Annotated in this window: 24 protein-coding genes; 4 read left to right on the forward strand and 20 right to left on the reverse strand. The window is 58.1% G+C overall.

The annotated features are described in order from the left end of the window. Nucleotides 1-16: 16 nt before the first annotated feature. The 4 genes from QU595_RS04090 to QU595_RS04105 are packed head-to-tail and all read right to left on the reverse strand — an operon-like array spanning nucleotide 17 to nucleotide 3,354. Nucleotides 17-568: a GNAT family protein gene (locus QU595_RS04090; protein WP_315919355.1), complete on the reverse strand. Its 552-nt coding sequence runs from the start codon at nucleotides 566-568 to the stop codon at nucleotides 17-19. Further along, nucleotides 565-1,557: a hypothetical protein gene (locus tag QU595_RS04095; RefSeq protein ID WP_315919356.1), complete on the reverse strand. Its 993-nt coding sequence runs from the start codon at nucleotides 1,555-1,557 to the stop codon at nucleotides 565-567. The genes QU595_RS04090 and QU595_RS04095 overlap by 4 nt, the downstream gene beginning before the upstream one ends. Then, nucleotides 1,544-2,134 carry a sugar transferase gene (locus QU595_RS04100; protein WP_315919357.1) on the reverse strand — a complete coding sequence of 197 codons (591 nt, stop codon included), beginning with the start codon at nucleotides 2,132-2,134 and terminating at the stop codon, nucleotides 1,544-1,546. The genes QU595_RS04095 and QU595_RS04100 overlap by 14 nt, the downstream gene beginning before the upstream one ends. Then, entirely contained in the window at nucleotides 2,131-3,354 is a 1,224-nt protein-coding gene (locus tag QU595_RS04105) for a glycosyltransferase family 4 protein (protein ID WP_315919359.1), read from the reverse strand. Before QU595_RS04105 ends, QU595_RS04100 begins: the two co-directional genes overlap by 4 nt. Before the next feature lie 117 nt (nucleotides 3,355-3,471). On the opposite strand from QU595_RS04105, the gene QU595_RS04110 reads away from it, so the two are divergent. Then, entirely contained in the window at nucleotides 3,472-4,905 is a 1,434-nt protein-coding gene (locus QU595_RS04110; RefSeq protein WP_315919360.1) for a DUF2793 domain-containing protein, read from the forward strand. A gap of 50 nt (nucleotides 4,906-4,955) precedes the next feature. Here QU595_RS04110 and QU595_RS04115 read toward each other — a convergent pair whose 3' ends face one another. The 16 genes from QU595_RS04115 to QU595_RS04190 form a co-directional block, all read right to left on the reverse strand. Beyond that, nucleotides 4,956-5,537, reverse strand: a complete 582-nt coding sequence (locus QU595_RS04115; RefSeq protein ID WP_315919362.1) for an acyltransferase — start codon at nucleotides 5,535-5,537, stop codon at nucleotides 4,956-4,958. Then, the gene (locus tag QU595_RS04120) at nucleotides 5,534-6,535 is read right to left on the reverse strand and encodes a Gfo/Idh/MocA family oxidoreductase (protein ID WP_315919364.1); all 1,002 of its coding nucleotides are present in this window, start codon (nucleotides 6,533-6,535) and stop codon (nucleotides 5,534-5,536) included. Before QU595_RS04120 ends, QU595_RS04115 begins: the two co-directional genes overlap by 4 nt. 151 nt (nucleotides 6,536-6,686) lie before the next feature. Continuing rightward, nucleotides 6,687-7,775 (reverse strand): non-hydrolyzing UDP-N-acetylglucosamine 2-epimerase, encoded by a 1,089-nt coding sequence (gene wecB / locus QU595_RS04125; protein ID WP_315919365.1) that lies wholly within the window; start codon nucleotides 7,773-7,775, stop codon nucleotides 6,687-6,689. Beyond that, nucleotides 7,772-8,947, reverse strand: coding sequence for a glycosyltransferase family 4 protein (locus tag QU595_RS04130; protein WP_315919367.1), 1,176 nt, complete (start codon nucleotides 8,945-8,947; stop codon nucleotides 7,772-7,774). The genes wecB and QU595_RS04130 overlap by 4 nt, the downstream gene beginning before the upstream one ends. Then, complete coding sequence (locus QU595_RS04135; RefSeq protein ID WP_315919369.1) at nucleotides 8,919-10,070, reverse strand: N-acetyl sugar amidotransferase; 1,152 nt, start codon at nucleotides 10,068-10,070, stop codon at nucleotides 8,919-8,921. Before QU595_RS04135 ends, QU595_RS04130 begins: the two co-directional genes overlap by 29 nt. Next, nucleotides 10,070-10,834 carry an AglZ/HisF2 family acetamidino modification protein gene (locus QU595_RS04140; RefSeq protein ID WP_315919371.1) on the reverse strand — a complete coding sequence of 255 codons (765 nt, stop codon included), beginning with the start codon at nucleotides 10,832-10,834 and terminating at the stop codon, nucleotides 10,070-10,072. Before QU595_RS04140 ends, QU595_RS04135 begins: the two co-directional genes overlap by 1 nt. Next, a complete protein-coding gene (hisH, locus tag QU595_RS04145) occupies nucleotides 10,828-11,448 on the reverse strand; it encodes an imidazole glycerol phosphate synthase subunit HisH (protein ID WP_315919373.1) in 621 nt (206 codons plus the stop codon). Before hisH ends, QU595_RS04140 begins: the two co-directional genes overlap by 7 nt. Nucleotides 11,449-11,464: 16 nt before the next feature. Next, nucleotides 11,465-12,613: a glycosyltransferase gene (locus tag QU595_RS04150; RefSeq protein ID WP_315919375.1), complete on the reverse strand. Its 1,149-nt coding sequence runs from the start codon at nucleotides 12,611-12,613 to the stop codon at nucleotides 11,465-11,467. Between the two features lie 97 nt (nucleotides 12,614-12,710). Then, on the reverse strand, nucleotides 12,711-14,066 hold the full coding sequence (locus QU595_RS04155; RefSeq protein WP_315919376.1) for an oligosaccharide repeat unit polymerase: 1,356 nt from the start codon (nucleotides 14,064-14,066) through the stop codon (nucleotides 12,711-12,713). A 16-nt stretch (nucleotides 14,067-14,082) separates the two neighbouring features. After that, on the reverse strand, nucleotides 14,083-15,459 hold the full coding sequence (locus QU595_RS04160) for a polysaccharide deacetylase family protein (protein WP_315919377.1): 1,377 nt from the start codon (nucleotides 15,457-15,459) through the stop codon (nucleotides 14,083-14,085). Further along, nucleotides 15,456-16,418, reverse strand: coding sequence for a GNAT family N-acetyltransferase (locus QU595_RS04165; protein WP_315919378.1), 963 nt, complete (start codon nucleotides 16,416-16,418; stop codon nucleotides 15,456-15,458). The genes QU595_RS04160 and QU595_RS04165 overlap by 4 nt, the downstream gene beginning before the upstream one ends. Next, nucleotides 16,411-17,076, reverse strand: coding sequence for a class I SAM-dependent methyltransferase (locus QU595_RS04170; RefSeq protein ID WP_315919379.1), 666 nt, complete (start codon nucleotides 17,074-17,076; stop codon nucleotides 16,411-16,413). The genes QU595_RS04165 and QU595_RS04170 overlap by 8 nt, the downstream gene beginning before the upstream one ends. Nucleotides 17,077-17,143: 67 nt before the next feature. Next, nucleotides 17,144-18,433: a lipopolysaccharide biosynthesis protein gene (locus QU595_RS04175; RefSeq protein ID WP_315919380.1), complete on the reverse strand. Its 1,290-nt coding sequence runs from the start codon at nucleotides 18,431-18,433 to the stop codon at nucleotides 17,144-17,146. An 81-nt stretch (nucleotides 18,434-18,514) separates the two neighbouring features. Further along, nucleotides 18,515-19,684: a Wzz/FepE/Etk N-terminal domain-containing protein gene (locus QU595_RS04180; RefSeq protein WP_315919382.1), complete on the reverse strand. Its 1,170-nt coding sequence runs from the start codon at nucleotides 19,682-19,684 to the stop codon at nucleotides 18,515-18,517. Nucleotides 19,685-19,763: 79 nt separating this feature from the next. After that, nucleotides 19,764-21,086, reverse strand: a complete 1,323-nt coding sequence (locus QU595_RS04185) for a nucleotide sugar dehydrogenase (protein ID WP_315919383.1) — start codon at nucleotides 21,084-21,086, stop codon at nucleotides 19,764-19,766. 184 nt (nucleotides 21,087-21,270) lie between these two features. Further along, on the reverse strand, nucleotides 21,271-22,662 hold the full coding sequence (locus tag QU595_RS04190) for a UDP-glucose/GDP-mannose dehydrogenase family protein (protein ID WP_315919384.1): 1,392 nt from the start codon (nucleotides 22,660-22,662) through the stop codon (nucleotides 21,271-21,273). Nucleotides 22,663-22,936: 274 nt separating this feature from the next. On the opposite strand from QU595_RS04190, the gene cysD reads away from it, so the two are divergent. The 3 genes from cysD to cysQ are packed head-to-tail and all read left to right on the forward strand — an operon-like array spanning nucleotide 22,937 to nucleotide 26,578. Continuing rightward, nucleotides 22,937-23,842: a sulfate adenylyltransferase subunit CysD gene (gene cysD / locus QU595_RS04195; RefSeq protein ID WP_315919386.1), complete on the forward strand. Its 906-nt coding sequence runs from the start codon at nucleotides 22,937-22,939 to the stop codon at nucleotides 23,840-23,842. 2 nt (nucleotides 23,843-23,844) lie between these two features. After that, on the forward strand, nucleotides 23,845-25,794 hold the full coding sequence (gene cysN, locus QU595_RS04200) for a sulfate adenylyltransferase subunit CysN (protein ID WP_315920686.1): 1,950 nt from the start codon (nucleotides 23,845-23,847) through the stop codon (nucleotides 25,792-25,794). 10 nt (nucleotides 25,795-25,804) lie between these two features. Next, on the forward strand, nucleotides 25,805-26,578 hold the full coding sequence (gene cysQ / locus QU595_RS04205) for a 3'(2'),5'-bisphosphate nucleotidase CysQ (protein ID WP_315919388.1): 774 nt from the start codon (nucleotides 25,805-25,807) through the stop codon (nucleotides 26,576-26,578). Nucleotides 26,579-26,821: the final 243 nt, after the last annotated feature.

Raw genomic sequence — 26,821 nt, forward strand, 5'->3', positions numbered from 1 at the left:
GCAACAGGGGCTGGCCTTATATATCACTGTTCGAAACGAATGATCTGTATTGAGGTTCGGATATTCCAATCAAAATTTTGTCCCAGCGCTTTCCCTTCCTATAATACCATTTTTCTCTGGTGCCCTCCTTTTTCCAGCCACACCGCTCCAGGTAAAGGCGAAGCGAAGCAGAATTATATTCGATGATATCGGTGTCCAGGCGATAAAGCCCAAGCTCGTCGAATGCGTAGCGCATCACGGTTTTGACGGTGTCCTGCGCAAAGCCCTTTCCGCGAGATTGCAGGTCGCCAAGCAGCATTCCGTGAAAAGCTGTACGATTTTGCCAATCGATTGACACGAGATTCGCTGTGCCGATTAATTCTCCATCTTTCGTCTCGATCGCGAAGCGCTGGTTTGTCGAATGCACCGACAGGCTATCGAACCATTGTTTTTGGTCCCTGGCGCTTACGGGGAAATGCCAACCGCCAAGTAGTGACTGAATGGCCGGGTCATTCGCCCACCGTTGGAGCGAAGGCAGATCGCCTTCCTCAATGGCCCGGAGAGTTATCCGGTCTCCATCTATATTCACTGGCTTTCCCCTTCAACGAGACTCAGGATCGTGTCAGCTATATATCGCATATGTCCGCTGTCATATCGGTGGTCTACTGGAATGAATACAGTTTGATCCAATAGCTTTGCTTCAAAATCGTTCTTCGGAGTAACGCCGGGCCAATAGTGTGGCGTAAATATCCTTCTGTCGATCAGGTGCTGCCGTAGGCGGAGGCCGCCTTCAACGCAAAGCGGATAGCAGAGAGGAACCTGGTCCCCGAGATCGAATTTCAGCATGTTCATTTCCGACAAACTTTCCAGTGCCACGAAGTTGGCACGGCGTCGCGAGATAATGCTTGAATGGTCTGCTGCGCTTATCAGGTTGCGGCTTAAGGAGGACATCGCGCGCAGGCCGGGCGTCTGCAGGCTGCGTTCGGCATCGAGATAGTCCTGCCGCGAAGATTCAGGTTCGCGCGCCACCCTTTTCAAGAGATATTTCGCTCGCGCGAGAGAGGCCTCCTCGTCGGAAGGAGAGAATGGTAAATTAAGTGTTGTCGAAATGAAGCCGCCATCAGCCACAGGGACAAACTTACGCGGCGAGTAAATGTTTGCGAGGCAGTCGAATGGATTCTGGTAATATGCCTGAGAATTATCAACAATAATTTTTTGATTATTTTCTTTATTTATATGATTTTTAATATATCTTTCGCATAATCCAAAATAATTAACGAGAATGAGGATTTCATATTCTTTCAAAATTATGCGTTCTGTTGGCAAGAAGTCTTTATTCAGATTGTAAGGTTCCGCGTTACATTGAGCTTTGGAGAGGGCGGCTGAAACTGCATCGCATATGTAATTGGGGACATAGACACGTGTTGGCTTGAGCTCGCACAGCAGCGCATACAGGGCGGATCGCGCTGATTCATATCCCTGCCGATATAGAGGTTCTGTTTTCCCCTCTGTAAGAAACAAGGAAAAGTGGCCGCCTATGGTGGGATGTGACTGCTGGGTTTTGCTAGTTGGTACCATCGAATGAATCGACTTCTTCCTGCCCGCCGGCCGCCACACCGCTGCTCGAGACCACGGCTTTAACCGTCAGCAGCAGGATCTTGCAATCCAGCATCAAACTTTGATTGTCGACATACCATACGTCATAGGTGAATTTCTGTCGCCAGCTTATGGCGTTTCGTCCACGAACCTGCGCCCAACCTGTGACGCCGGGGCGCACCTCATGCCGCCGCATCTGCTCTTGCGAATAAAGGGGAAGGTAACTCATCGCGAGCGGCCGCGGCCCCACAAGGCTCATCTCGCCCTTCAGCACGTTCCAGAGTTCGGGCAGTTCGTCCAGGCTGGTCGAGCGCAGGAACCGGCCGAAGGCGGTCAGCCGCTCGGCGTCGGGCAGGAGCTCGCCATTGGCGGCGCGTGCATCGGTCATCGTCCGGAACTTGATCATTTCGAACGGCCTTGCTCCGAGACCCGGCCGCACCTGGCGGAAAAGCACCGGCGAGCCGAGCCTGGACCTGACCAGAAGCGCGAGGATCGCCAGCACCGGCGACAGGAGCACCAGCGCCAGAAACGATACCACGATGTCGAACAGCCGCTTCACGCCTTCCCCACGCACGAATCCAGTGTGGATGCAAGCTTTCCGGCAAGGTACCGGTAGCCGTATGCTTCTTCCACATGCCGGCGCGCTGCCTTGCCCATCGCAATGCGTTCATCGGTGGGAAGGCGCGCCATGTCCAGGATTGCGGCGGCCAGTTTCGCTGGCTCCTCCGGCCGCACCGTCAAGCCTCCTTGCGCTTCTTCTATGGGATTGTTCGGCGCGTCCATCGCTATGATCGTAGGCCTGGCGGCCGCCATATAGTCGAAAATCTTGTTCATGCTTACACCGTAGCGGTAGAGAAGGGGCAGGTCTCTCACGCAGATCACGAACGCATCCGCCTCGGCCGCGAGCTGCGGGATCATCTTCTTCGGCACCGGGTCCTCGAAGCGTATATTGGCGAGGCCAAGCTCCTGCGCCTGCGCCACCAGGGCGGGCTTCAGCGGCCCGTCGCCGATGAGGCGAAGCAGAATCTTGCCGCCGGCGGGATCGTCCTGCACGATGCGCATCGCGCGAAGCACGTTGTCGAGCCCGTTGGCGCCGCCATGCGCGCCGAAATACATCAGCGTGAAGACGTCGCGCGGGATGGGCGCTGCGGGCACGAAATCGTCAAGTTCGACGCCGTTTGAAATCCACACGATCTTGTCGCGCGGAATGCCGAGCGGCTCGATATAGTCGCCTGCCCTGGGCAGCAGCACGACGATCCTTGCGGCGCTCTTGTAGAGGGATTTTTCCAGGCCGCGCAGCGCGTGGCTGATGGGGCTTTGGTTCGACAGTCGACCCATGTCGATCAGGGTTTGCGGCCAAAGATCACGAACCTCGAACAGGAAAGGGACGTTGTAGCGCTTCGCCAGCCGTCTTCCGGCCCATGCGGCCAGCGGGTGGACGCTGGAGCCGATGACGGCGTCGGGACGCTGCAGTTGGCTCAGGTTTTCCGCGCGCAGGGCGGCGCGCGTATAGCCCAGCATGTTGGTCATGCGATCCAGGCCGTTCCCGGAATAATTGCTGCCGCGCAGCCACAGGAAGGGCACGCCGTCATAGTTTTGCAGCCGCAGCTTTTCCTCGGGCTTCAGCCGCTGCCGGCCGCTGTTATGTTCGGTGCTCGAGGCGATGATGGACGCGCTCCAGCCATGTTCGGGCAGATGGCGCGCGAGGGAATAATGGCGCGTGCCGCCCGGTCCGCCTGGTTCCTGCGCGTAATGGTTCAGTATCCAGACATGCTTCATGAATGCGCGGGCAACTCGGGAGCCCGGCCGTCCGGGCGATTTCTCAGGTCCATCTTATCCACCCCCGTATAGTGCCCCATACACTTGCGCAAGTGCACTTTGAGCGCAGGAAAAACCATGGAAAGCACTCCGAACCTCGATCTTCCCTACCTGATGCCTTCGCAGGCGCAGAAGCATGTCACCCACAACGAAGCCTTGCAGCTTGTCGATGCCGTGGTTCAGCTCGCGGCCATAAGCGATGTGCAAAAGGCGCCCCCGGCCACGCCTGCCGAGGGCGACCGCTATATCGTGGCTGCCGGCGGCACGGGGGAGTGGAGCGGATGGGACGGCGACATTGCCGCCTGGATCGATGGCCGCTGGATGCGGCTCGCACCCCGCACGGGCTGGCGTTGCTGGGTCCAGCAGGACGACAAGCTGCTGGTCCGCAATGACGGCACCTGGCAGAGGCTCGAAGGGCTTCCGGCGAACGCCGCGTTCGAAGCCCTTGCCGTAGGCACGCTGCCGGATGCCGTGAACCGGTTGTCGGTCAAGTCGGATTCCGTCTTGTTGAGCCATGACGACGTGACGCCGGGCTCGGGGAACATGCACGTCACGGTGAACAAGGCGGGCGCGGGCAAGGACGCCGCCATATTCTTCCAGAACAACTGGTCCTCGCGCGCGGGCATGGGATGTTTCGGCGGCGACCGCTTCCAGATCAAGGTTTCGTCGGACGGCGCGGCCTGGAAAGACACGCTCAATATCGAACCCGCCACCGGGAATGTCGGCGTGGGAACTTCGACGCCAAAGGGGCGCCTGCATGTCACCAGCCAGGACTACCTGTCGATCACCGTCTCGAACAGCAACAGCGACGCCGTGGCGAAGGGCGGCATGGTGTGCGGCGCGCGCTACAATCTGGCCGACGCGCCCTTCGTCTGCTTCGGTTCATGGGACCGCGGCGCCACCGCCGGACAGCGCGAGGTCTTCTTCGGCGGCGGCGGCTGGAACCTGCCCGACGCCACCCATCTGCGGTTCTATACGGCGCCGGCCTATACGGAGACGAACAATACCGGGCTGATGCGCATGGTCATCACCTCGTCCGGCAATGTCGGCATCGGCGTTTCGAGCCCCACGGCGATGCTGCATGTCAACGGCAGCCTGTCGAAAACCTCTGGTTCTTTCGACATCGCCCATCCCGATCCGGCGCTGCGCCAGACCCATCGGCTGCGCCATTGTTTCGTGGAGGCGCCGACGCGCGGCGAAAACATCTATCGCTTCGTGGTGGACGCGAATGCCGGTGGCGCCGCCTCCGTTCCGTTGCCGGGCTACTGGAAGCACCTCAACGAGAACCCGCAGGTCTGGGTCAGTCCTTCGGGCCATTTCGGGCGCGCTCACGGCGCGGTCAATGCCGAGGCCACCGCCCTGGAACTGATCTGCGAGACGCCCGGCCGCTACAACGTGCTGCTGCTGGCCACGCGCCGCGACGACGACGCGAAAGCCTATTTCGATGCCCGGGGCGTCGAATATGAAAGGCCGGCCGATGCGGACGACGCCCCGAGCGGCATCGCGGGCTGAGACGGGGAGGTGCCGGGATCGCGTGACGTACCGCGATCCCGGCGCCGGAATCAGCCGGCGGCTTCTTCGACGAGACGCAGCGTGTCGCCGTCCCGTTCATAGCGTTCGCCCGTGCGCGGGCAGACCAGCGTCTCGTCCAGTATCTCCCCGGCGCGTGAGACCCAGCCCATGCGGCGGGCCGGAACGCCGGCCATCAGGGCGTGCGCGGGGACGGTCTTGGTGACGACGGCGCCGGCGGCGATCAGGCAATATTCGCCCAGCTCGTTGCCGCACACGATGGTGGCGTTGGCGCCGATGGTGGCGCCGCGCCGCACCTTGGTCGTCCGGAACTCGTCCTTGCGCTCCACTTCGGCGCGCGGGTTCAGCACATTGGTGAACACGCAGGACGGGCCGCAGAACACGCCCTGTTCCAGCTCGACGCCCTTGTAGAGCGCGACATTGTTCTGGATCTTGCAATTGTCGCCGACCGAGACGTCCGGGCCGATCATCACGTTCTGGCCGATGGAGCAGTTGCGGCCGATGCGGCTGCCGCCGAGGATGTGGCTGAAATGCCAGACCTTCGTGCCGTCGCCGAGGCTGACGCCGTCGTCGACATACGAGCTCTCATGGATGAAATAAGGCTTTGCGGTCACTGCGAGGCTCCTGTCCGGGCATGCGCCTGTAGCGCGAGATTTTGTGCGAGCGCCTTTTCCGCCTTATCCAGCACGCGAAGCACGCGCAAGCCTTCCGCCCCGTCCGTCACCGGCGTCACCTTCTTGTCGATCGCTTCGATGAACTGCCGGCATTCCGCCTTCAGCGGCTCCGACTGCGGCGCGGCGACCGGCTCCGCCTCCGCCTTGGTCGGCACGGGCACGGGTCCGCCGGTGTCGATGGCGTGGCGATAGATCTTGAGCTTCTCGTTCCAGTCCGGAAGGCTGTCCTCGAAGACCGCCATCGCCTTCTCGCCGATGACGACGAGGCGCTGTTCCTTGAACGGGTGCATCCACGAGGTCTGCACATGGCCGCTGCCGCCCTCGGGGAAATGCATCTGCATCGTCACCATGTCGGCGACGCCGGGCGTGAACGACACGTTTCCCTGCGCCGAAACATGGTGCGGCTCGGATCCGAAAAGGCCGAGGATCATCGAAATGTCATGCGGTGCGAACGACCACAGGACATTTTCCTCGCGCCGGAATTTGCCGAGCGAAAGCCGGTTCGAATAGACATAGAGCAGCCGTCCAAGCGCGCCTTCCCGGACGAGGCGCCGGAGTTCCACATAGATGGGATGGTATTGCAAAAGATGCCCGACCATCAGCCGGAGCCCGCGCCGATCGGCAAGGGCGCAAAGCTGTTCCGCCTCCGCGACGTCCAGCGACAGCGGCTTCTCGACATAGACGTTCTTGCCGGCCTCGAGGGCGGCCTTGGCCTGGGAGAAATGCAGTTCGGCGGGGGAGGCGATCGAAATGCCGTCGATGGCGGGATCGGCCAGCACCTCTTCGAACGAGGCGGCGCGCGCGCCATGCGCCTTGGCGGCGGCTTCGGCGGCGCGCGGATCGAAATCGACCACCGCGGTCAGGACGCCCAGCTCGGCGAAGTTGCGGGCAAGGTTCTTGCCCCAATATCCGTAACCGACATGTGCGATCGATGCCATGATGTTCCTGTCTGTTGTCTGAAACGGCACCGATTCAGGCAAAATAGCCTGGGCCGCTCCATTTATTTGCTTTTCCGCATTTCCGGGCGAAAACCGTTTCACGCTTTTCCGAAAATGATGCCGCCGTCGTTAAACTGTGCCGTCCTGTATGTCACGCCGATAGATCGCGATGCAGGCGCTCGGCGATCCTGACCGCGGCGTCGCCGCTGCCATAGGGCGTCGCGTCCGCACCGGATTTGCCGAACGCTTCCAATATGGCCGTCGATATTTTGGCCGCATCGGTGGGAGGAACCAGACGGTTCCATCCGGCCTCTACCAATTCGGTCCATTCCGTTTCGTCCCGTAGCGTGACGCATGGCACCTTGTGGAAAAAAGCTTCTTTCTGCACGCCACCGGAGTCGGTTGCGATGATGCCGGCATATTTTTCCAGTCTGACCATGTCGAGATAGCCGACCGGATCGACAAGTTTCAGATTGGCGGTTGAGGCTTCATCCAGGCCTAGTTTCTTGAGGATGGCGCGCGTACGCGGATGCATGGGCCAGATGATGGGCCGGGATCTCGCGACCGTGGCGAAGGCCTCCATGATGGCCTTCAATCTCAGGGGATCGTCCGTGTTTTCGGCGCGATGCACGGTGGTCAGCACATAGTCGCCGGCGCGAAGGCCAAAAGCAGCGAGGGCGTTCTCGTCGGCGGCCATGCGTCCGAAATGCAGTGCGACATCGTACATGACGTCGCCGACCCGCAGGATTTTCTCAGATGGAGTGCCCTCGTGCTTGAGGTGATCGTCGGCGGCCCGGGTAGGCGTGAAAAGCCAGTCGGATATCCGGTCGGTCAGGATGCGGTTTATCTCCTCCGGCATGGCCATGTTGAAGGAGCGCAGCCCCGCCTCCACATGCGCCACGGGTATATGGAGCTTGGCCGCCGCGAGCGCGCCCGCCAGCGTTGAATTGGTGTCGCCATACACCAGGACCGCGTCGGGTTTTTCGGAGAGCAGCACCTTTTCCACTTCCGCCAGCATCCGTCCCGTCATCTCCCCATGGCCGCCGCCATGGATGTCGAGTTGGTATCTCGGCGTCCGAATCCCAAGTTCGGAAAAGAACACGTCCGACATGTTGGCATCGAAATGCTGTCCGGTATGGACGATGATCTCTTCGATCCCGGCAAGCTGTTCGAAGGCGCGGGAAACGACGCTGGCCTTGATGAATTGCGGCCTCGCGCCGAGAACGGTGATGATCTTCATGCGTTGTTCTCGCGTAGCAAGGAATCATAGAGGGCAAGAAGCTTCTTTTCCTCGACGTCCCAGTTGTAGCGATCATAGACGGCCTTACGGCCATTTTCCCCCATGCGGCGGGCAATCTCCGGGTTGTCCACCAGATAGTCGATGGCTTCGGCGATCTTTTTCGGATCGAGCGGATCGACGCAGATGCCGCACCCGCAACCTTCGATGATCTCGCGCCAGAGCGGGAAATCGGACGCAATGACGGGGATGCCCGCCGACATATACTCGAACATCTTATTCGGCTGCGCATCGACATGGTTGGGCATGGGCAAAAAGGTCACCAGACCAGCTATTGATCGGGACAGGATATCCCGCACGCCAGCACGATCGACAAGGCCAAGCTCATTGACTTTCCGCCAGCCAGAAGTCCGTTTCAAACTCGTCGCAAGAACGTTGTCACTGAAGCGGCCTACAAGGTTGAGACGGGCATTGGATGCGGAAAGGCCGATGGCTTCGACGATTTCTCTGGCGCCGCGGATGACAGAGATACCTCCGACGTAGCAGACTTCCCTTTGCTTGGATGACCATCCTGCGTCAGATTCCAATTCACCTAGAATGGGGAAATTGTTGATGTCGGTGGAGCGAACATCCAGCGAAACGAATTTTTTCCTTATGAAAGGCGTGGCGGCCACGACCATATCGAAGCGTCGAGCGGCATAGCGCTCATAGAGTGCCATCGATCCCGAAACGAGCCGCCGAAAAGCGGGATGGAGATATGGCTTCCTAAGTATCTGCTTCGGCAGGTCCTCATGTGCATCGAAGACCACGCATTTTCCACGCCGTTTCAGCGCAAGGCCCGCAGGCATCATTTCGGGATCATGAAAGTGGTAGAGATCGGCCCCGAGTTGAAGGCCCAGTTCTTTCACACGTTTCGTCGCTCCGAGCATACGGTCGATGCGTCCGCGTGATTTTCCTGCATCACAAATAGTGACGCCGTCCCTTACCTCGTCCCCAAGCCCGTCGGCTACAACGAGAAACACGTTGTGGCCGGCAGCGGCCAGGCTGCGGCATTCCTTGAGAAAGATACGCGTGTCGTATCTGCCGTGCACGGATGTAAGATGGGCGACCGTTGCCAAATCCGGGACCTGAAATGACTTGATATCGTTACTTGCGATAAGCAGATATACCTGCACGATTGCCGAATATTGCGTTCAGCGAATGAAGTGCACTGAGCAGTAAGGTACGCCGCCCCTCCCAGTTTGGAAAATCCCTATGGCTGCGAGCCGGAATTTCAATCAGATGCTCAAATTCATCAGTCGTGATGCGCAGCTTCTTACAAAGATAGTCTAAATCCTGCTTGAGTTCGACCGGGTCGTAGAGAGGCTTTTCCAGTTCCTCCAACGCCTGATCTCGTGTCATCTGGCCGGATACGATGAGACTTGAGAGATGTGGTCTGCGTTTGTCGAAGCCGAATTTTCTGGGCAGATAGTAATTCTGGAAGAGCTTTGTGAATTGGGATTCCCCATGCTTTCTTCCGTAGGACCGCCAGCCGATGGTCTGCTCGAGCTCCTCTATTGCAGTCTGCTTATGATAGGGCATGAAATTCAACGGCCGCACCACCCGCATTCGCAATACGAACGGGTAAAGGACATAATATTCGAGAAAGCTCACCGTTCTGTAGTTCTTGAGCGGGCGGGTTCCGAATTTCTTTTGGATGGCCTTGAGGTTTATGGCATCAGCCGCCGCGCCGTGCCATGAAGAAGGAAAAATGCCTTCAGTCGCAATATTGCCGCCGCTCATCACATGGCGGATTTTGTGCTGCCGTGCAGCGTAGTAGAGATTGGCGAAGAAAGCGTGATCTTGCGGGACGTCCTGATTTGGCGTTGACGACTTGAGATAAGAGAGTTGCAGATCTCGCATCATGTCCCAGTCGATGACGACTGTTTGGAGGTCGAACTTGCAGTAGTTGATGATCTTCTCGATATTGGAGACCGCCAACTCGCTGTTCCAGCCACCGTCGACATGGACGGCCAAGGTCCGCAAGCCGGCACGTTTTGCGACCAACGCCAAATAGGAACTGTCGACGCCGCCGCTTAGACCCAGAATACAATCGTAATCCTTGCCTTGGCCGTCGGCTTTCATGCGGCTGACGGTCTGTTCCCACAAAACGGCGCCGGTTGCATCAGGGTGCCAATTCTTGACAGTCTCCTGTTCGAACTTGCGGCAATGGTTGCAAACGCCTTCCGAATCGAAGGAAATCTCATGATCGCTTGTGTCCATGACGCATCGGCTGCAAATTCTATAGCTGTCAGCCATCAATTTCTTTCCAAAAGCTTTTCCAGTTCGCCGTAGCTGGGATATGTGATCAGGACAGCTTTGTGCTTTCCGTGAAACACGAAAAACGCCCCGGCTGCCACCGCGCTTGCACCTGCCTCCACGCCGCTTTTGATGTCGGCCATCGAACCCACCCCGCCAATGACCGTCAAAGGAACGTCTACAGCTTTCGATGCGCTCGACACAAGTTCAAGATCGAGGCCCGACATGGTTCCGTCCTTGTGGACGGCGTTGAGCAGAATTTCGCCGGCACCTGCCTTCACAAGTCGCTCTAGATGGGAAAGCCAGGGGATGTCCAGCGTTTTACGGGTGGCAGACGAAAAGAGCTTGGGAACTCCACGCCAGTTTCTTCGAACATCCACCGAAGCGACGACCGCTTGGGCGCCGAACTGATCGGATATTTTGGCGATCGTCTCGACTTCGCTGGCATTTATCGGTTGGATTGAAAGTTTTTCGACGCCAAGCTTGAAAAGCCTTTGCGCCTGCTCTGGAGTTTTCACTCCACCGCCGTAGCAGAGTGGCATGAAGCATTCGCCGGCCAATTCTTCGATCAAGCCATAGTTCGGTTCGCGTCCCTCGCGGCTGGCCGTAATATCGAGAACGATCAGCTCATCGACTTCCTTCCGGTTGAATATGCGAATGGCATTGATTGGATCGCCGACATATCGCGGCGTGTCGAATTTCGTTGTTTTGACCAGCCGGCCGGCCTGTAGGAGAAGGCAAGGGATGACTCGGTTCTTCAGCATTTGATCCGCGCAAACTTGTCGAGCACCGAAGCACCGAAGCGATGGCTTTTCTCCGGGTGAAACTGGCACCCCAATATATTGCCCCGTCCGATCACGGCTGCGAATGGAGCGCCGTAGCTGCAGGACGCCACCAGATTCGTTCGATCCTCGCAGACACCGTAGTAGGAGTGAACGAAATAAAACCGCTGCTCCTGGGAATCTGACGACCGGTCGAACAGTGGGCTATCCTGCTCGACCTCGACCGTATTCCAGCCCATGTGAGGCACCTTGAGGCGGTTCGCTCCAGCTTCAAACTTTCTGAAACGGACATTCATCAATCCAAGGCCATCAACATTGCCTTCGTCGCTGTGTGACCCCAGCAGTTGCATTCCGAGGCAGATGCCGAGGAGCGGTACCTTGTCGGCAAGTGCTTTCCGGCGGATCGGTTCGACCAGCCCACGATCGGAAAGAGCGCGCATGCCATGACCGAATGCCCCAACTCCTGGCAGAATCAAGGCCTCTGCTTCCATGACTTCCCGCTCGGTCGAGACGACTCGACTGGCGTGGCCGATCCATTTCAGCATATTGATGATTGAGCCGATATTGCCGATGCCATAGTCTACGATAGAGATCATTCTGGATCCTGCATGATCACCGGGAATGTGGTAACAAGTCGCGATAGGCGGCAATCAAGGCCGTTTCCTGATTTTCCCAGCAATATTTCTCCGCAGCTTTGTCGAGGCGTGCTGGTGTTCCGTCGTCGAAAAGTCGGGCACTATCAAGGACGGCCTGCGCTATATCCGCTGCCGACGACGATTTGGCAGAGATGCCGATATTGTACTCTCGATTGATTTTGGACATTTCCGGAAGATCGGATGAGATCGCCGGCACCCGCGCCATGATGTATTCAAAAAATTTATTCGGCAGGCTGAAATGATAGCTGAGGCAGACGTCCTCAATCAGGCATAGTCCAACGTCCGCTGAAGATGTGTATGCCAAAATCTCGGATGGTGGTACCGCAGGAAAAAAGTAGACCCCTTTCGTCTCAGCCGCGGCAGCTCTGACAGTCTTCTCTAGCGGTCCATAGCCCATGAAGACAACAATCCAGCCTTTGTCAGAAAGCAGTCGTCCAGCCTCAACAAGTGCCGGTATATTCCGGCCTTTGGTAATTCCACCCTGGTACAGGGCGATTTTCACGTCGCTGCTTATGCCAAGTTTGTCCCGGAATTTGTCGGCCTTTTGCGGCCGCGATGCCAGAGGACAGTTCATGACTGTGATCACGTTCTGAGCGCGATAGGCTTGTTTGTACCAGTTGGCAATACTTTCGCTGACAACCACCGTGAGATCACAGAAACCTATCAGGCGCGCCTCAATCCACTTGGCGAGTTGTTTGCGGCGGCCTGCCAGCCCTACCGTTTCGGTTTCCAACTCATGCGTTTCATAAACGAGCCGGGAACGAAAAATCAGCTTCAGGGCGACGCCGATCGGAAGAATCGAGATCGCATGGATGCTGATGATGGAAGGTCTTTCCTTCACGCAAAGATATATTACCCTAACAAAAAATTCAAAATAAATTAGAAAATAAGTAAGATAGCTCCTCGGTATGCGTCTCGAAGCTAGCGGGAAGCGATAGACCTTTTGTCCGGAAATAAGCTTTTCAAATTTCTGAAGGCCTGCCTCATGCAGGCAGGCTATCGATACAGACTGGATAGTATCCGCTGCAAGAAGGCTTGTGGTTTCCTTGAGTAACCTGCTTTCGTTGCGAAAAGACGTAAAGCTGATGTGGAGATTGTGAACCATGCTACCTGCAACCGCCGGTCAAACCGCAGAAAAACGAATGCCATTCACAAAAAATGGCGCTTGCCCCATCAGATAAAATTGCTTGAAATGGCATTGCCTAAATTTTCGATGGCTTCGACACGGAATTCATATGTGATGTCGTCGAGCGCGAGCCTAAGGACTGAGATACGATTCTTCCGAAAACAAACAAACCTCCAACAAGCATCAATCGAAAATCCAGTATGAACTGAGAGAGGCCTGCTCCGGCCAGATTTTGGAAGTGAACCGCCGCCCAAATTATGAAACCCACGGTCATCGGAGTTTGCCGAATCGCGCCCAGCGCTATCGATAGTGCGGACGCCCATATTCCAATCAGAACAGGAGCGAGCATGACCCCTGCATAGCCAAAATTTGCATAAGCTTCGGCCCAAAAGATCGTTGGCATGCTGCCTACTATTCCCTGGCGGGCAAGCTCTGGAAATGCCCACGCCCATACCTCATATGTAATCCTATAAGGCGTATAAGGCAGTAGCCCACCCGGGTTGGGTAAGCTCAAGCCAGAAAGAAAGTCCTGGTGAGCTGGAAAAAAATTAATATAAAAGTATGCGGGGGATATTTGTCCAGTTAGAGTTCTTCCAGATATCGAGCTTAATATAGATATGTAGCTAGTGCCTTCAGAGGAGAAAATATAAAACATGAAATAAATTGTTGATATAGAAAGTATAGACATAATTATTATGTATTTACTAAAATAATATTTATTATTCCTTATGAATATAAATGTTATATATAGAAATATAAAAGTAAGGGCAAGCGGGGATCTCTCGCCATTGGCAAGAGTGGCTATGGTATTTATCGTAAATGATAAAATAAAAATTAAAATGTACTTAATATTCTTATTTATAATATAACCTGAAAATGAAGAAAATAGAACAAATGGAAGCACGTCTCTTGTGAATATGGAGTATCTTGAATAGTTTTCAAAGGCATTTCCGGATTCGGATCTTTGAAGATACGCGTTTTTTGCATCGCCGCCAAAGGCAGTAAATAATGGGATATTGCGAAGTTTTGATATGTATAATGCCAGGACAAGCGAGCAAATGCAGAGGTAAATTATAAGTACCAAAGTTTCATTATTTGTGTGGGACGTTTTGGTGTATTCGTGTACTCCTATAAGCTGTTTGCTGAAGCGAGAAACGAAAAAGCCTAAGCATAGGCCGATTAACGACCATGATCCACATAGCAACATTGTTAAGATCACATTTTGGTCGGTGATCCCATACCAAACTCGGCTCTCGTCAAGTTGGTAGTAAAGTATGGGGAGGCCGGCAAAACCGTAGATATAGCAAGCAATTATGATAAAAGATTCGATTGAAAATCGAAAAATAGAAAGTCCTGAAATTGCGAGCAGGAGAGCGACGGCGAGAGGCGTTGCTGCATAAAATAACCAGAAAAAAGTTGTTATTTCGTCCACTGGCTTAGGCTTTTCGTTAGAGTGAAACCAGTGTCTGAAAAAAATGTCGATCCTTCTGCCGAAGGAAATAAGAATTGTGCCACAGTAGTGTAAAGTCTCCACCCAGCCGCATCGACTTTCTTTTCAATTCCTGCATCAGTGTAAGAGACTTCTCCGTATAGCCAAGTCCGAGATAGTCTCTGTCGAGCACTGAGCATTCCATGATGACCAGCGCTCTTTGAAGAAGGCGCAGCGGGGCTTTCTTGTTCCAACTCCACATTGCGAAGGGATACGACGTACCATACCGAAAGCCAGGCCGATCGGCAAAAGAGCCCGTTGTATCGTACTCGAAGCCAGCATTATCGAGATGATCCGGCGTTTCGGCCGCGTCCCAGCGCAGATAATGCTGCCGGTTGCCCATCACCGAGGCATCCGCCCCGGCGGTTGAGCAGGCCTTCATCAACAAGCCGCGTTCCTTTACAATCTGCGATACGTCACGATAGGTATTATAGCTGCCGTGCATGCCGATTTCATGGCCACGGTCGGCCAGTTTGCGGATCAAGGTCAATATGCGCGGCTCGGCGATATCGTAGCTGCCGTCTATCGCTCCTGCGCTGTGATCTGGAATGAAATAGAAGGCCGCCCTACGGCCGTTAAGTTCGCATACATCCATGTACCAGTCGAAAGTGTGATTAGGATCGAACCGGTAGTCGCCCTTGCGATGAGAGATAAAGTTGCGCACGCGATTTCTCGCTATGCCGGGGTTTCGGTGCCTAAAGATGTCATACCGAAGCGTACGCATCAGCATGTTGGCGCTTTTGCCGACCGGATCGAACGGCCAATCAACGTCGCAACTTACCCTGATCTCGCCCTGGCGTCGTCTACGCCGGAGGGTAGGCCACAGACGCGCCATCGCTTCCCATAGGACTTCAACATATTCGTCCACGACAGGGCGCTCGAGAAAGCCGCCTTTATAGGCCAGCGAAGCGGTTGCCTGGAAGCGGTCATGCTTGTCACGATGGGTGAGAACGACCTCTTCGTGGCGCGACAGCATGAAAAAGATGGAGCCGAGAATATCGATGCCGCACATGATGCTCTTTTCCGCGATCTCGAGTGCCGGCGCGCCGAAAATCACAGGCAAGGATGCTTCGATATCAACCGCGCTAAGCCCGTGACGGGATGGATCGAACTCAGCCAAGGGGGGCGCGGGCACTACAAACGGCTCGTCCGATGTCAGGTCCGGGTAGACCGACGGCATGACGAGCGACCTGTCATCCGCGCTCAGCACAACCCGGTCAGTTTCTGCGGTCGCGGCGACAGCGAACGGCAGCCCCAGCATGTCGCCAAAGACGATGCCGGCCACCCATTCGAGTGCCGTCTGGCGACTGGCCGGAACGGAAATGAGCAGGTTCATCGACGCCCTCTTAGCAGCCGCCATGCGTCCACGGCCCGCAAGAGCGGTGACGTGGTTCGGCTGAGCCGAAAATAGGGTGTCTGTACTGCACCGAAGGCACGGAAGAAGCGTTCGATCGGTTCGATCATCGACCCCTCGAAGTCGAAACTGCGGGTGACACCAGCCGCGAACCGTATGGCTTCCCACATGCAGAGGCTGGTGGCACCGCTGCTGCGCAATTCCGGATCGCCGCCGCCCATGAGATAATAGGCGCTGTTGGCATCCCAGACGAGATAGATGCCTGAATGAGCACGCCCGGAAGCATCCCTCGCAATGAAGATCCGTCGACAATCCCTGGTTGAACAAGCCGTATCGATCTTTCCGACGAAAGCGGTAGAATAAGGCTGACTCTTGTCCTGGCGCTCGAAAGTAAGTCTGTTGAGATTCAAAAAATCTTCTAGCGATCCGTTTGCCTCAACGGCGATCCCAACTCGATTTTGAGCGCGCCTTATGTCGGTTCTGACGCTGCCTTGCAAGCCGGCCCAAAGTTTTTCAATGTCAGCAAGATCTTTCAGAACATACGTATAATTTGTAGATTGATTGAAGCCCTTCCAATAGAAAGGTAGCCAATTCCCTACGTTAGGGTTCCAGTTCTGTACATAGCGGTCATGGATCGGTAAAGCATCGATTAAGGCGGTCAGCAATTCTTTCTGGCGTCCGTATTCTGCAGCCTTAGTGGCACCGGAACTGCGTATCCAGGGACCCAGGAACTGCGTAAGCCGCGGCTGGACGATCATTGTGAAACCGCGCCGTTTGACCGCCTGGAAGGGCAGGGCAGCATGCACTTCTCCGCCCTTCTGCACGAGCGCGACGTCCCAACCGCTCTCGCCGCAGGTGGCGTCCAGCCACCAGGCTTGCTGGAAAAGAGCGATGCTCGGTTCCTTTTCACAAAGTTGACGATAGATGGCCCGACTACTCATCGGTTGGCGCAGCCTTCCGCAACAGAACATGGTACCGGTATTCGTAGAACCGTGAGCTCACCAACTCGATGTGCAATCCCCTAGAAGAGGCCGCGTCGATCCAGAATTGCGGTAAGAAACCGTAGCCCATTCCTTCTCCAGGCAGTTTGCGGAATGGTTGTCCGAACTGCTGCCATGCCAAACGCAGCGCCACCAGTGTGCGATGTCCGAAACGCTTGAACTGTCGTAATGCGCTCCCCTTGGGCGCTTTCGCTCGTGGTAGATAACCGATGCCGTAGGGCATCAGCGCTATGCGAAGGGGATCGATACAATCGAAAAGGTAAAAGCAGCGAGCGTTGTTATTCGTAGCAAAAATATCCAGAATTGAATAGATTTGGATCGGTGCCAGGTACTGGTTCAGTGCGCCGGTTGTTGTCCAGTTGTAATGTTTGCAGTCGGGAAGATATTCGAACGCGTTAGCATTTGTAAGAACGATGTTTTTGCCTTTCAAACGTTCTTTGGCTTGAGTAAGCATCGATTCGGAATAGTCAAGTCCTGTCGAAACTCGAACGAGATCGGAAAAATAATAAAGTAGTTCTCCGGCCCCGCAACCAAGATCTATGCTTTCGAGATGACGCTCGCTCTTTGGGAAGTGATGAGCGTGCTCTTTCGCTTTCAAGATATAATATCTTTCGTCGGAGTATCTCGCCAAACTCGAGGTCTGAGTCTGCCAAAATTTCTCGTAACTAGACATATTTGTTCTGAGTCCTTATATGTGTGTAGAATAAAATTATATGTCCGGCTAATGATGATAAAGATGTTAATAATACTGTTGTTGAGAAATCTAGATCAAGTTCAAATCCTGCAAAAATAGATAGAATTATTAATATCAACCTAATAATATCCGCGAATAGTTGCAGTGATTGCTTGTCAAAAATTGTTAGGTGACTTGTTGATGAAAACATTATGGTTCCTATAAACATAGGCGCCATCGCACGAAGAACGTCTCCCGCTCCCTGCCAGTGTTCGACACCGAAGATCGGGCCGATGATATATGGGCCGCAAAGGCATACAAGCATCACCGGTATAGTAGCTATCCCCAGCCGGACGGTTGTATTCCGGTAACGTTCCCGCAGCTCAGAATAACCTCGATTTCGGGCCAGTTCTGCAGCCAAAGACCAGAAGCTCTGGGCGAGTGCTGAGGAAAGCACCCCGATCGGCGCAGCGAGAAGCCGAAACATGAGCGCATACCAACCAACTTGTTGTGTGGAGTAAAAGTGCGCCAAAAGCAACAATGGGGCAGAGAAACTAACCGCATTGAACAACGACACCATAGTGGACCAAGTCGCGTTTCTTCCGTGCTTGGCTATGGCGGTCGCCAATCCTTTTTTTGTAACCTGGGCGAGGCTGGTCCATAGTTCATGTCCCGCATGACGGGCTTGAGCAACAATGCCGAACCAGGACGATATGGTCGTAGCCGCGATCAAACCGACCGCGCCTGACCCCGCTAAGCCCGAGGCGGTCGAGATGGACACGTTGGCGATGCTTCTGGCGATGGTTGCCCTTCCGACCTGGGACAGATCCCCTTGCCGGACGAACCATCCCGAAAGCAGGGCGTTCAAGCCACCGGCGAGCAAGGCTACCGGAAGGAAAAGAGCTAGCTTCCCAAGATCAGCAAGGGGATTCCAGCCCAAAAACCCCGCTATTCCTGTGAGAAGCAGAAAATACAAACCAGCGCAGATGACGGCAAGGACGGTGGCACCAGCTAGAAATAGGCAACCCGCCATCGCACGGGTGCGAGTATTCGGCAATGACCAATCGAATCGCCATGTGCAAAATGAGGTAGCCACGGAAAGGATCGAGCTGAAAATCGCCAAGCGCCCAAAGCTGTCGGGTTCATAGAGCCGGGTGAGGATAGGGGTGGCCAGCAACGGCAAGGCCAATGCGATGACATTGGCGCGGGCCATGCTTAGGAAGTTGCGCCGAAACTGCGATCCTGAGCCGGGCGAAAATAAGTTGACTAGTTTGGCTCTCAACCAACAAAGTCCTGCCGACCTAGACGGATGCTTATCCAATTGGAATGTATCCCCGCCCATGAGCGCAAGCTGAATCCTCACTCAAGCCAGGCGACGGGCATATGCGCCACGCAGCAGGGCGATGATCGATCCGGTCACCAGACCCAGGAGCAATGAAGATGCGCCATAGAGCACGAGCTTCGGTGCAATCCGCTTGCTCGATGCCGCCGCGACATCGTACTGGGCGAGTTTCAGTTGCGGATCGCCCAGTTTCGAGGCGCCGAGCAGGCGAGCGACGCGTTCGGCCCGATTATCTTTTTTCAGGATGGCGACTTGCTGCTGGAGATCACGCAGACCAGGGGCAAATGGATCGACCAGCTTTCGCGCTTCCAATTGGCGCTTCTGTTCGTCCAGCGCGGCATAGCCGAGAAAAAATAGCGGTGGCTGATTGGATTCGACTTTGACGCTGGTGCTGTTCTGAGCGTTCTGCTGCTGGGCATTCTGGGGTAGCGCACTGTCCCGCTCTCCGAGCGTGACAACGACATTTCCTCCAGATTGCTGAAGGGTGGCGGTTTGCAGCGCCAGTGGTTTTTCCAGACTGAACGCGCGGGCGATCGCCGTCTGTTCCGTTAACTGGTCTATCCGGTCGCCCTTCTCCGCTTCCGTGCGTTGACGAAGCGCCTCCACCTGCAGTTCCAGTTGAGTGCGCTTGTCGGCCACCGCTTCTGCATCGGCTGCGGCGTGCTGATTGACTTCGAATTCCAGATCATGTGCAAATCTGGCGTTGGTTCCATCCAGCACCAGACGCACGAAATCGTTCAACGCAGCCGCATTCCCGGTCTGAATACGCATCCGCAGGAGGTTCGGTTCCTTGTCAGAGGAGACGAATTGAATGTCACGGGCGAACGAGACAAGCGCGTTCTGATATTCGTCTTCGGAACGTTCGCCGCGCTTGATAAGATCGCTTTTCTTTGCCGCTTCGGCCAACTGGTCCACGTCCCGCAGATAGGATGTGAACTGGGCAAAAAGTGTTTCCGGCGTGTAGGCGAACGCCCCTGCGTTCACTAGGCCGGCAAAGTTCGCGAAGCTGGTTTGCCGCATGGGCGTGATCACGGCTTCCGATTGATAGACCCTGGGAACCACGTAGTAGATCAGGCCGCCGGCGATCACGAACAGCACGGTGGTGAGCAGGATGATGAACTTCCCGCTCCACAGCATGTCGAAAATGTCGAGAAGCTCGACCTCGCGATCGGTGTTCGCAGATTGATCCATGCGTGCGCTGTCCATCCTCTCGAGATCAGCCCGGCGGAGTGAATCCCCGCACAGGGCCCACGGCAAGCCCCGCTAATGCCTATGCTTTGACGACGTTTGCGTAAGTGTCCCGATATTTGCCCCGCGTGTCCACCAGCAGCTTCGCGTTCTCCCGGATCATCTCGTAGGGGAAACGCGAATGGTCGGTCAGCAGCACGACGCAATCATAGGCGGCAAGCGTCTCAGGCGTCAGGTCCACCGACGAAAGATCGAACTTGTGTTCGCGCATCTTGGGGAAAACGGGCACGTTCGGGTCGGAATAATCGACCTTGGCGCCCTTGGCCCGCAGCAGTTCCATCACCATGACGGACGGGGATTCCCGCATGTCGTCGACGTCGCGCTTGTAGGCGATGCCCAATGCCAGCACGCGGCTGCCCTTCAGCGCCTTGTTCTGCTGGTTCAGGGCGTCGGTGATCTTCTCCAGCACCCATTGCGGCATGTCGCGGTTGATCTCGCCGGCCAGTTCGATGAAGTGCGTGTTGAGGCCGTATTCCCGGGCCTTCCAGGTCAGGTAGAAGGGGTCGATGGGAATGCAGTGCCCGCCGAGGCCCGGGCCCGGATAATAGGGGGTGAAGCCGAACGGCTTGGTCGCCGCGGCGTCGATGACCTCGAAAATGTCGATGCCCATCCTGTCGGCAATCATCTTCATTTCGTTGACGAGGCCGATATTGACCGCGCGCTGGATGTTCTCCAGCAATTTGGTCAATTCCGCGGCGCGGGTGGAGGTCACCGGAACGACGCGATCGATCACCTGGCCGTAGAGCGCGAGGCCGACGTCGAGGCAGGCCGGCGTGTGGCCGCCGCACACCTTGGGGATGGTGCGCGTGGTGAAATCCGGGTTGCCGGGGTCCTCGCGCTCCGGCGAATAGACCAGGAAGAAGTCGCGACCCGCCTTCAGCCCGCGCTTTTCGATGCGCGGCAGCAGCTCTTCCTCGGTCGTTCCCGGATATGTCGTGCTTTCCAGCGAAAGCACCTGGCCCGAGCGGATATAGGGCAGGATCGAATCGACCGTGTTCACGACGAAGCTGAGATCGGGTTCGCGATGCTTGTTGAGCGGGGTCGGCACGCAGATGATGAGCGCGTCGACCTCGGCGGCGCGGGAGAAGTCGGTCGTCGGCTCGAAGCCCCGGTCGATCGCTTCGCCGATCTTGGCGCCCGAGATGTGATCGATGTAGCTCCGCTTGCCGTTGAGCGCGTCCACCTTGCTGTCGTCGATGTCGAAGCCGACCACCTTGTAGCCGACCTCGCTGAACCGCAGCACCAGCGGCAGCCCGACATAGCCGAGACCCAATATGCCGATCCGGGCCGACTTCTGCTCGAACCTGGCGATAAGATCCAGATTGACGTTAGGCTGGATGTTCAAGGTTGGTATCTCCGAAGGAAGATGAATTGAATGTCACGAGAGACCGTGACCGCCGCTGAAGATGCATCACATGCCGGAGCGGGATTCTGCGCTCGCATATCTGGCGCATATACTCGGCTGGTTCTCCACGGGCAACCTGTTCCGATCCGGTTTTTCTTGTTTCGATTCAGGAGCTGCGACCGAATTACGCGCCCAGGACGGAATCACCTGTGCCGGCGGGCAGGAGAGTACGCAGTCCGCGACCGATTCCATAGTAGTTCCAGCCTTCGGCAAGCAAACGGGCCGGGGAATACAGGTTACGCCCGTCCACGATCACTTTCTGTTTCAGCCGGCGTTGCATCTCGATGAAGTCGGGCGTGCGGAACTGCTGCCATTCCGTGCAGATCAGCAGGGCGTCGGCGCCATCGAGCGCGGCGTACTTGTCCTCCGCCAGCAGAAGGTCGCTGCGGTCTCCGTAGAGGCGGCGGGCTTCGGCCATCGCCACCGGATCATAGGCGCGGACCGAGCCGCCCGCGGCCCATATCGCGTCCATGAGGGTCCGCGACGGCGCTTCGCGCATGTCGTCCGTGTTCGGCTTGAAAGCCAGTCCCCAGATGGCGAAGCTCCGGCCGCGGAGCGCCCCGGCGCCGCCGAAATGATGCACCAGCTTGCGGAAGAGCGAGGTCTTCTGCCGGTTGTTGACCGTCTCGATCGCCTGCAGCATCCCCGCGTCGTAGCCGAGCCCGCGCGCCATGTGCTCGAGCGCGCGCACGTCTTTCGGGAAGCAGGAGCCGCCATAGCCGGCGCCCGGATAGATGAAGTGATAGCCGATGCGCGGATCGGCGCCGATGCCCTTGCGCACCTGCTCGATGTCGGCGCCGACCAACTCGGCCACGTTCGCCAGCTCGTTCATCACGCTGATCCTGGCGGCCAGCATGATGTTGCCGGCATATTTGGTCAGCTCGGCCGAAACCACGTCCATGAAGATCATGCGGTCGTGGTTCCGGTTGAACGGTTCGTAGAGCTCGCGCATGAGCGCGCGCGCACGCTCGGATTCGGTGCCTACGATGATGCGGTCGGGCTTCAGGAAGTCGCCGACGGCCGCGCCCTCCTTCAGGAATTCCGGATTGGAGACGACGTCGAAGGACGGCGCTTCCTCGCCCGAGCGGGCGCGCCGTGCGTCGAGGATGGCCTTCACCCGTTCGGCAACCTTGCCGGCGGTGCCGGTGGGCACGGTCGATTTGGTGACGATCGCGCGGTAGCCGTCCATATGCGCGGCGATGTCCTCGGCCGCCGCGAATATATGCTTCAGGTCCGCCGAGCCGTCCTCGGCCGGAGGCGTGCCGACCGCGATGAACTGGATGTCCCCATGCCGCGCGGCGGTGGCCGCATCGGCGGTGAAGCGCAGGCAGCCATTGTCCAGGTTGCGGCGCACGATGGCTTCGAGGCCGGGCTCCCATATCGGCAGCCTGCCTTGGGTGAGGCCCTCGATCTTGGCCTGGTCCACATCCATGCAGAGGACGGAATGCCCGACCTCGGCCAGGCAGGCGCCGGTGACGAGCCCGACATATCCCGTTCCGAACACGCTGACTTTCATGCTGGCTTTTTTCCCGAGAGGGCAGCCGCGGATCGCCGGGCCGATCAGACGGTGCTAGTTAACGAAGCGGTCCCGAACGGTCAAGTTTCGCCCCGGGGGGCGCCATTCGGACGGCGGGCTGGTAGAAATTTGCAGCTTCCCGTCTCCGCGCAGGCATTTCGTTCCGGCAACCGGCCGCAAGGGGTGCCCGTTTGCCTGTCGGGCCGGTTCCTGATTTGCTAGAGCATCGTCCACGATCCGGCTTGTTGGCCGGCTGGCGAGAAGGTTTGGCGATATGGGCATTGGATTGACGCATCTGCAGCGGCTGGAAGCCGAATCCATCCATATCTTCCGCGAGGTCGCGGCGAATTTCTCGAAGCCGGTGATGCTCTATTCGGTGGGCAAGGATTCCTCCGTGCTCATGCATCTGGCCATGAAGGCGTTCTATCCGGCCAAGCCGCCTTTTCCGTTCCTGCATGTCGATACCACCTGGAAATTCGGCGAGATGATCGCCTTCCGCGACCGCATGGCGAAGGAACTCGGTTTCGACCTTCTGGTGCATGTCAACGAGGAGGGCGTGCGCGAGGGCATCAACCCCTTCGATCACGGCTCCAACACGCACACCCACGTCATGAAGACGGTGGCGCTCAGGCAGGCGCTGGACAAATACGGCTTCGACGCGGCTTTCGGCGGCGCGCGGCGCGACGAGGAGAAGTCCCGCGCCAAGGAGCGCATCTTCTCCTTCCGCAACGCGAGCCATGCCTGGGACCCGAAGAACCAGCGGCCGGAGATGTGGAGCATCTACAACACCCGCATCGCGCCCGGCGAGTCGATCCGCGTCTTTCCGCTCTCCAACTGGACCGAGTTGGATATCTGGCAGTACATCCTTCAGGAGAACATCCCCATCGTGCCGCTCTATTTCGCCAGGCAACGCCCGGTGGTCGAGCGCGACGGCATGCTGATCATGAAGGATGACGAGCGCATGACGCTTCGCCCCGGCGAGGCGGTCGAGAACCGGCTGGTGCGTTTCCGCACGCTGGGCTGCTACCCGCTGACCGGCGCCATCGAATCCGGCGCAGACACGCTCGAAGCCATCGTCGGCGAGATGCTGACGGCGCGCACCTCCGAGCGTCAGGGCCGCCTCATAGACCGCGACGAGGCCGGCTCCATGGAAAAGAAGAAGCGCGAAGGGTATTTTTGAGCATGGACACCGCCATCGAAAGGGACGCCGTCGCCGAAAGCCCGGCCGCCGACAGCGTGCGCGACTATCTGGCGGCGCAGGAGAAGAAGTCCCTGCTGCGCTTCCTCACCTGCGGTTCCGTGGACGACGGCAAGTCGACGCTGATCGGCCGGCTGCTTTCCGACACGCGCCAGATCTTCGAGGACCAGCTTGCCGCGCTGGAACGGGATTCGAAAAAGCACGGCACCACCGGCGACGACATCGATTTCGCGCTGCTGGTGGACGGGCTGGAGGCGGAGCGGGAGCAGGGCATCACCATCGACGTCGCCTATCGCTTCTTCGCCACGCCGAAGCGCAAGTTCATCGTCGCCGACACGCCGGGGCACGAGCAATACACCCGCAACATGGCGACCGGCGCTTCCACGGCCGATCTCGCCATCGTTCTGGTCGATGCCCGCCAGGGCGTGCTGCGCCAGACCCGGCGCCACACCATCATCGCCTCGCTGCTCGGCATCCGCCACGTCGTGCTGGCGGTGAACAAGATCGATCTCGTCGGCTTCGACCGCGCCGTGTTCGACGCGATCGTGGAGGATTATACCGCCTTCGCCGACGGGCTCGGCTTCAGCTCCATCGTGCCGATCCCGCTTTCGGCCCGCTACGGCGACAATGTCAGCCAGCGTTCGCGGCGCATCGATTGGTACGACGGCCCGACCTTGATCGAGCATCTGGAAACGGTCGTGGTGGACGAGGAGGCGGCGGCGCTGCCGTTCCGCTTCCCGGTGCAGTATGTGAACCGTCCGAACCTTGATTTCCGCGGCTTCGCCGGCACCATCGCCTCCGGAACGGTGGCGGAGGGCGACGAGGTGGCGGTAGCCAAATCGGGCAAGGTGGCGCGGGTGAAGCGCATCGCCACGCAGGACGGCGACCTGAAACAGGCCGTCGCCGGCCAGGCCGTGACGCTGGTGCTGGACGAAGAGGTCGAGGTGTCGCGCGGCAACATGCTGGTGGCGCCGCAGGCGCGGCCGCAGGTGGCCGACCAGTTCGCCGCCAACCTCGTCTGGTTCGACGAGCAGGCGCTGCTGCCGGGCCGCTCCTATATCCTGCGCACCGCCACCGATCAGGCCAGCGCCACCGTCACCGAGCTGAAATACCGCGTCAACGTCAACGATTTCGCGCATGAGGCGGCCAAGTCGCTGGCGCTGAACGAGGTCGGCGTCGTCAACATCTCGACGCGCGCGCCCATCGCCTTCGACCCGTTCGACGAGAACCGCGGCACCGGCGCCTTCATCCTCATCGACCGGCTCACCAACGCCACGGTCGGCGCCGGCATGATCCTGCACGGCCTGCGCCGGGCGGAGAACATCCACTGGCAGTCGCTCGACGTCGGCAAGCGCGCCCGCGCCGACATGAAGCACCAGCGGCCGGCGGTGTTCTGGTTCACCGGCCTGTCGGGGTCGGGCAAATCCACCATCGCCAACCTTTTGGAGCGCAAGCTCCACGCCACCGGCCGCCACACCTATCTGCTGGACGGCGACAATGTGCGCCACGGCCTGAACCGCGATCTCGGCTTCACCGACGCCGACCGGGTGGAGAACATCCGCCGCGTGGCCGAGGTGGCCAGGCTGATGGCCGATGCCGGGCTGATCGTCATCGTCTCCTTCATCTCGCCCTTCAAGGCCGAGCGGCGCATGGCGCGCGAGCTGATGACGGCCGGCGAGTTCGTGGAGGTGTTCGTGGACACGCCTTTCGAGGAGTGCGCCCGCCGCGACCCCAAGGGCCTCTATGCGCGCGCGCTGAAGGGCGAGATCAAGAACTTCACCGGCGTGGATTCGCCCTACGAGGCCCCGGAAAGTCCCGAAATCCACCTGAAAACCCTCGGCCGGTCGCCGGAGGAGATGGTGGAGGTGCTGGACCGCTGGCTCGCCGAGCGCGACCTTGCCGAGGACCAGTACGACGACGGCGGCGGCATCTGAGGTGGCCGCGATGCTCGATCTTTTCGAACGGCTGGCGCTGGAGGCCGGCCGCGAGGTCATGCGCGTCTACCATCGGGACTTCGCGGTGGACCGCAAGGCCGACGCCTCGCCGGTGACGGAGGCCGACCGGGGCGCCGAAAGGATCATCCTTGCCGGCCTGCGCGAGGCCTGGCCCGAAATCCCCTGCGTTGCCGAGGAAGAAGTCTCGGCCGGCATCGTGCCCGCCGATCTTGGCCGGGAGTTCTTCCTGATCGACCCGCTGGACGGGACGAAGGAGTTCGTCAATCGCCGCACCGACTTCACCGTCAACATCGCGCTGATCCGCAACGGCGTGCCGGAAGCGGGCGTGGTGTTCGCCCCCTGCACGGGCAAGCTCTATTCGGGGCGTCCGGGCAGGGCGGAAGCCATGGACGTGGATGCGGACTGCCGCATCGCCGCGCGCCGGCCGATTGCGGTCAGGGCAGGGAACTCGCCGCTGGCGGTTGTCGCCAGCCGCTCGCACAACACGCCCGAAACCGACGCCTATATAAAGAGCCTCGGCGCGACCGAGATCGTCTCGGTCGGCTCCTCGCTGAAATTCTGCCTGGTCGCGGGCGGCGAGGCCGACGTCTATCCGCGCTTCGGCAGGACCATGGAATGGGACACGGCCGCGGGCGACGCGGTGCTCAGGGCGGCCGGCGGCACGACGGTGACGCTGGACGGCGCGCCGCTCGCCTACGGCAAGCGCGACCAGCCGCACGATTCCGACTTCGCCAATCCGCACTTCATCGCGCGGGGAAGGTGACTGGGTTCTTACCCTCCCCCTTGTGGGGAGGGTCGCGCACGAAGTGCGCGGGGTAGGGGCAAATGCCAGACACAAACCCCCGCCCGTCTCGCAATCTTCGCTTCGCTGCGATTGCTTGCCGACCCTCCCCACAAGGGGGAGGGTAGAGAGTGGCGCTACTCCGCAGCCGCCGAGTTCGAGCGGAACCTTCAGCCTGGTCGGAGCGCGACCGGCCGCACGATTCCGACTTCGCCAATCCGTACT

The organism is Mesorhizobium sp. SP-1A, assembly GCF_032460275.1.
Lineage (GTDB): Bacteria > Pseudomonadota > Alphaproteobacteria > Rhizobiales > Rhizobiaceae > Mesorhizobium.

Bases quoted from the DNA above. Each gene is read 5' to 3' on its own strand.
- QU595_RS04160 (WP_315919377.1), bottom strand. From the start codon at position 15,459: ATGAACCTGCTCATTTCCGTTCCGGCCAGTCGCCAGACGGCACTCGAA.
- QU595_RS04180 (WP_315919382.1), bottom strand. From the start codon at position 19,684: ATGGATCAATCTGCGAACACCGATCGCGAGGTCGAGCTTCTCGACATT.
- wecB (WP_315919365.1), bottom strand. From the start codon at position 7,775: ATGAAGATCATCACCGTTCTCGGCGCGAGGCCGCAATTCATCAAGGCC.
- QU595_RS04165 (WP_315919378.1), bottom strand. From the start codon at position 16,418: ATGAGTAGTCGGGCCATCTATCGTCAACTTTGTGAAAAGGAACCGAGC.
- cysD (WP_315919386.1), top strand. From the start codon at position 22,937: ATGGGCATTGGATTGACGCATCTGCAGCGGCTGGAAGCCGAATCCATC.
- cysQ (WP_315919388.1), top strand. From the start codon at position 25,805: ATGCTCGATCTTTTCGAACGGCTGGCGCTGGAGGCCGGCCGCGAGGTC.
- QU595_RS04105 (WP_315919359.1), bottom strand. From the start codon at position 3,354: ATGAAGCATGTCTGGATACTGAACCATTACGCGCAGGAACCAGGCGGA.
- hisH (WP_315919373.1), bottom strand. From the start codon at position 11,448: ATGATCTCTATCGTAGACTATGGCATCGGCAATATCGGCTCAATCATC.
- QU595_RS04135 (WP_315919369.1), bottom strand. From the start codon at position 10,070: ATGGCTGACAGCTATAGAATTTGCAGCCGATGCGTCATGGACACAAGC.
- cysN (WP_315920686.1), top strand. From the start codon at position 23,845: ATGGACACCGCCATCGAAAGGGACGCCGTCGCCGAAAGCCCGGCCGCC.
- QU595_RS04095 (WP_315919356.1), bottom strand. From the start codon at position 1,557: ATGGTACCAACTAGCAAAACCCAGCAGTCACATCCCACCATAGGCGGC.
- QU595_RS04140 (WP_315919371.1), bottom strand. From the start codon at position 10,834: ATGCTGAAGAACCGAGTCATCCCTTGCCTTCTCCTACAGGCCGGCCGG.
- QU595_RS04120 (WP_315919364.1), bottom strand. From the start codon at position 6,535: ATGGCATCGATCGCACATGTCGGTTACGGATATTGGGGCAAGAACCTT.
- QU595_RS04150 (WP_315919375.1), bottom strand. From the start codon at position 12,613: ATGGTTCACAATCTCCACATCAGCTTTACGTCTTTTCGCAACGAAAGC.
- QU595_RS04190 (WP_315919384.1), bottom strand. From the start codon at position 22,662: ATGAAAGTCAGCGTGTTCGGAACGGGATATGTCGGGCTCGTCACCGGC.
- QU595_RS04110 (WP_315919360.1), top strand. From the start codon at position 3,472: ATGGAAAGCACTCCGAACCTCGATCTTCCCTACCTGATGCCTTCGCAG.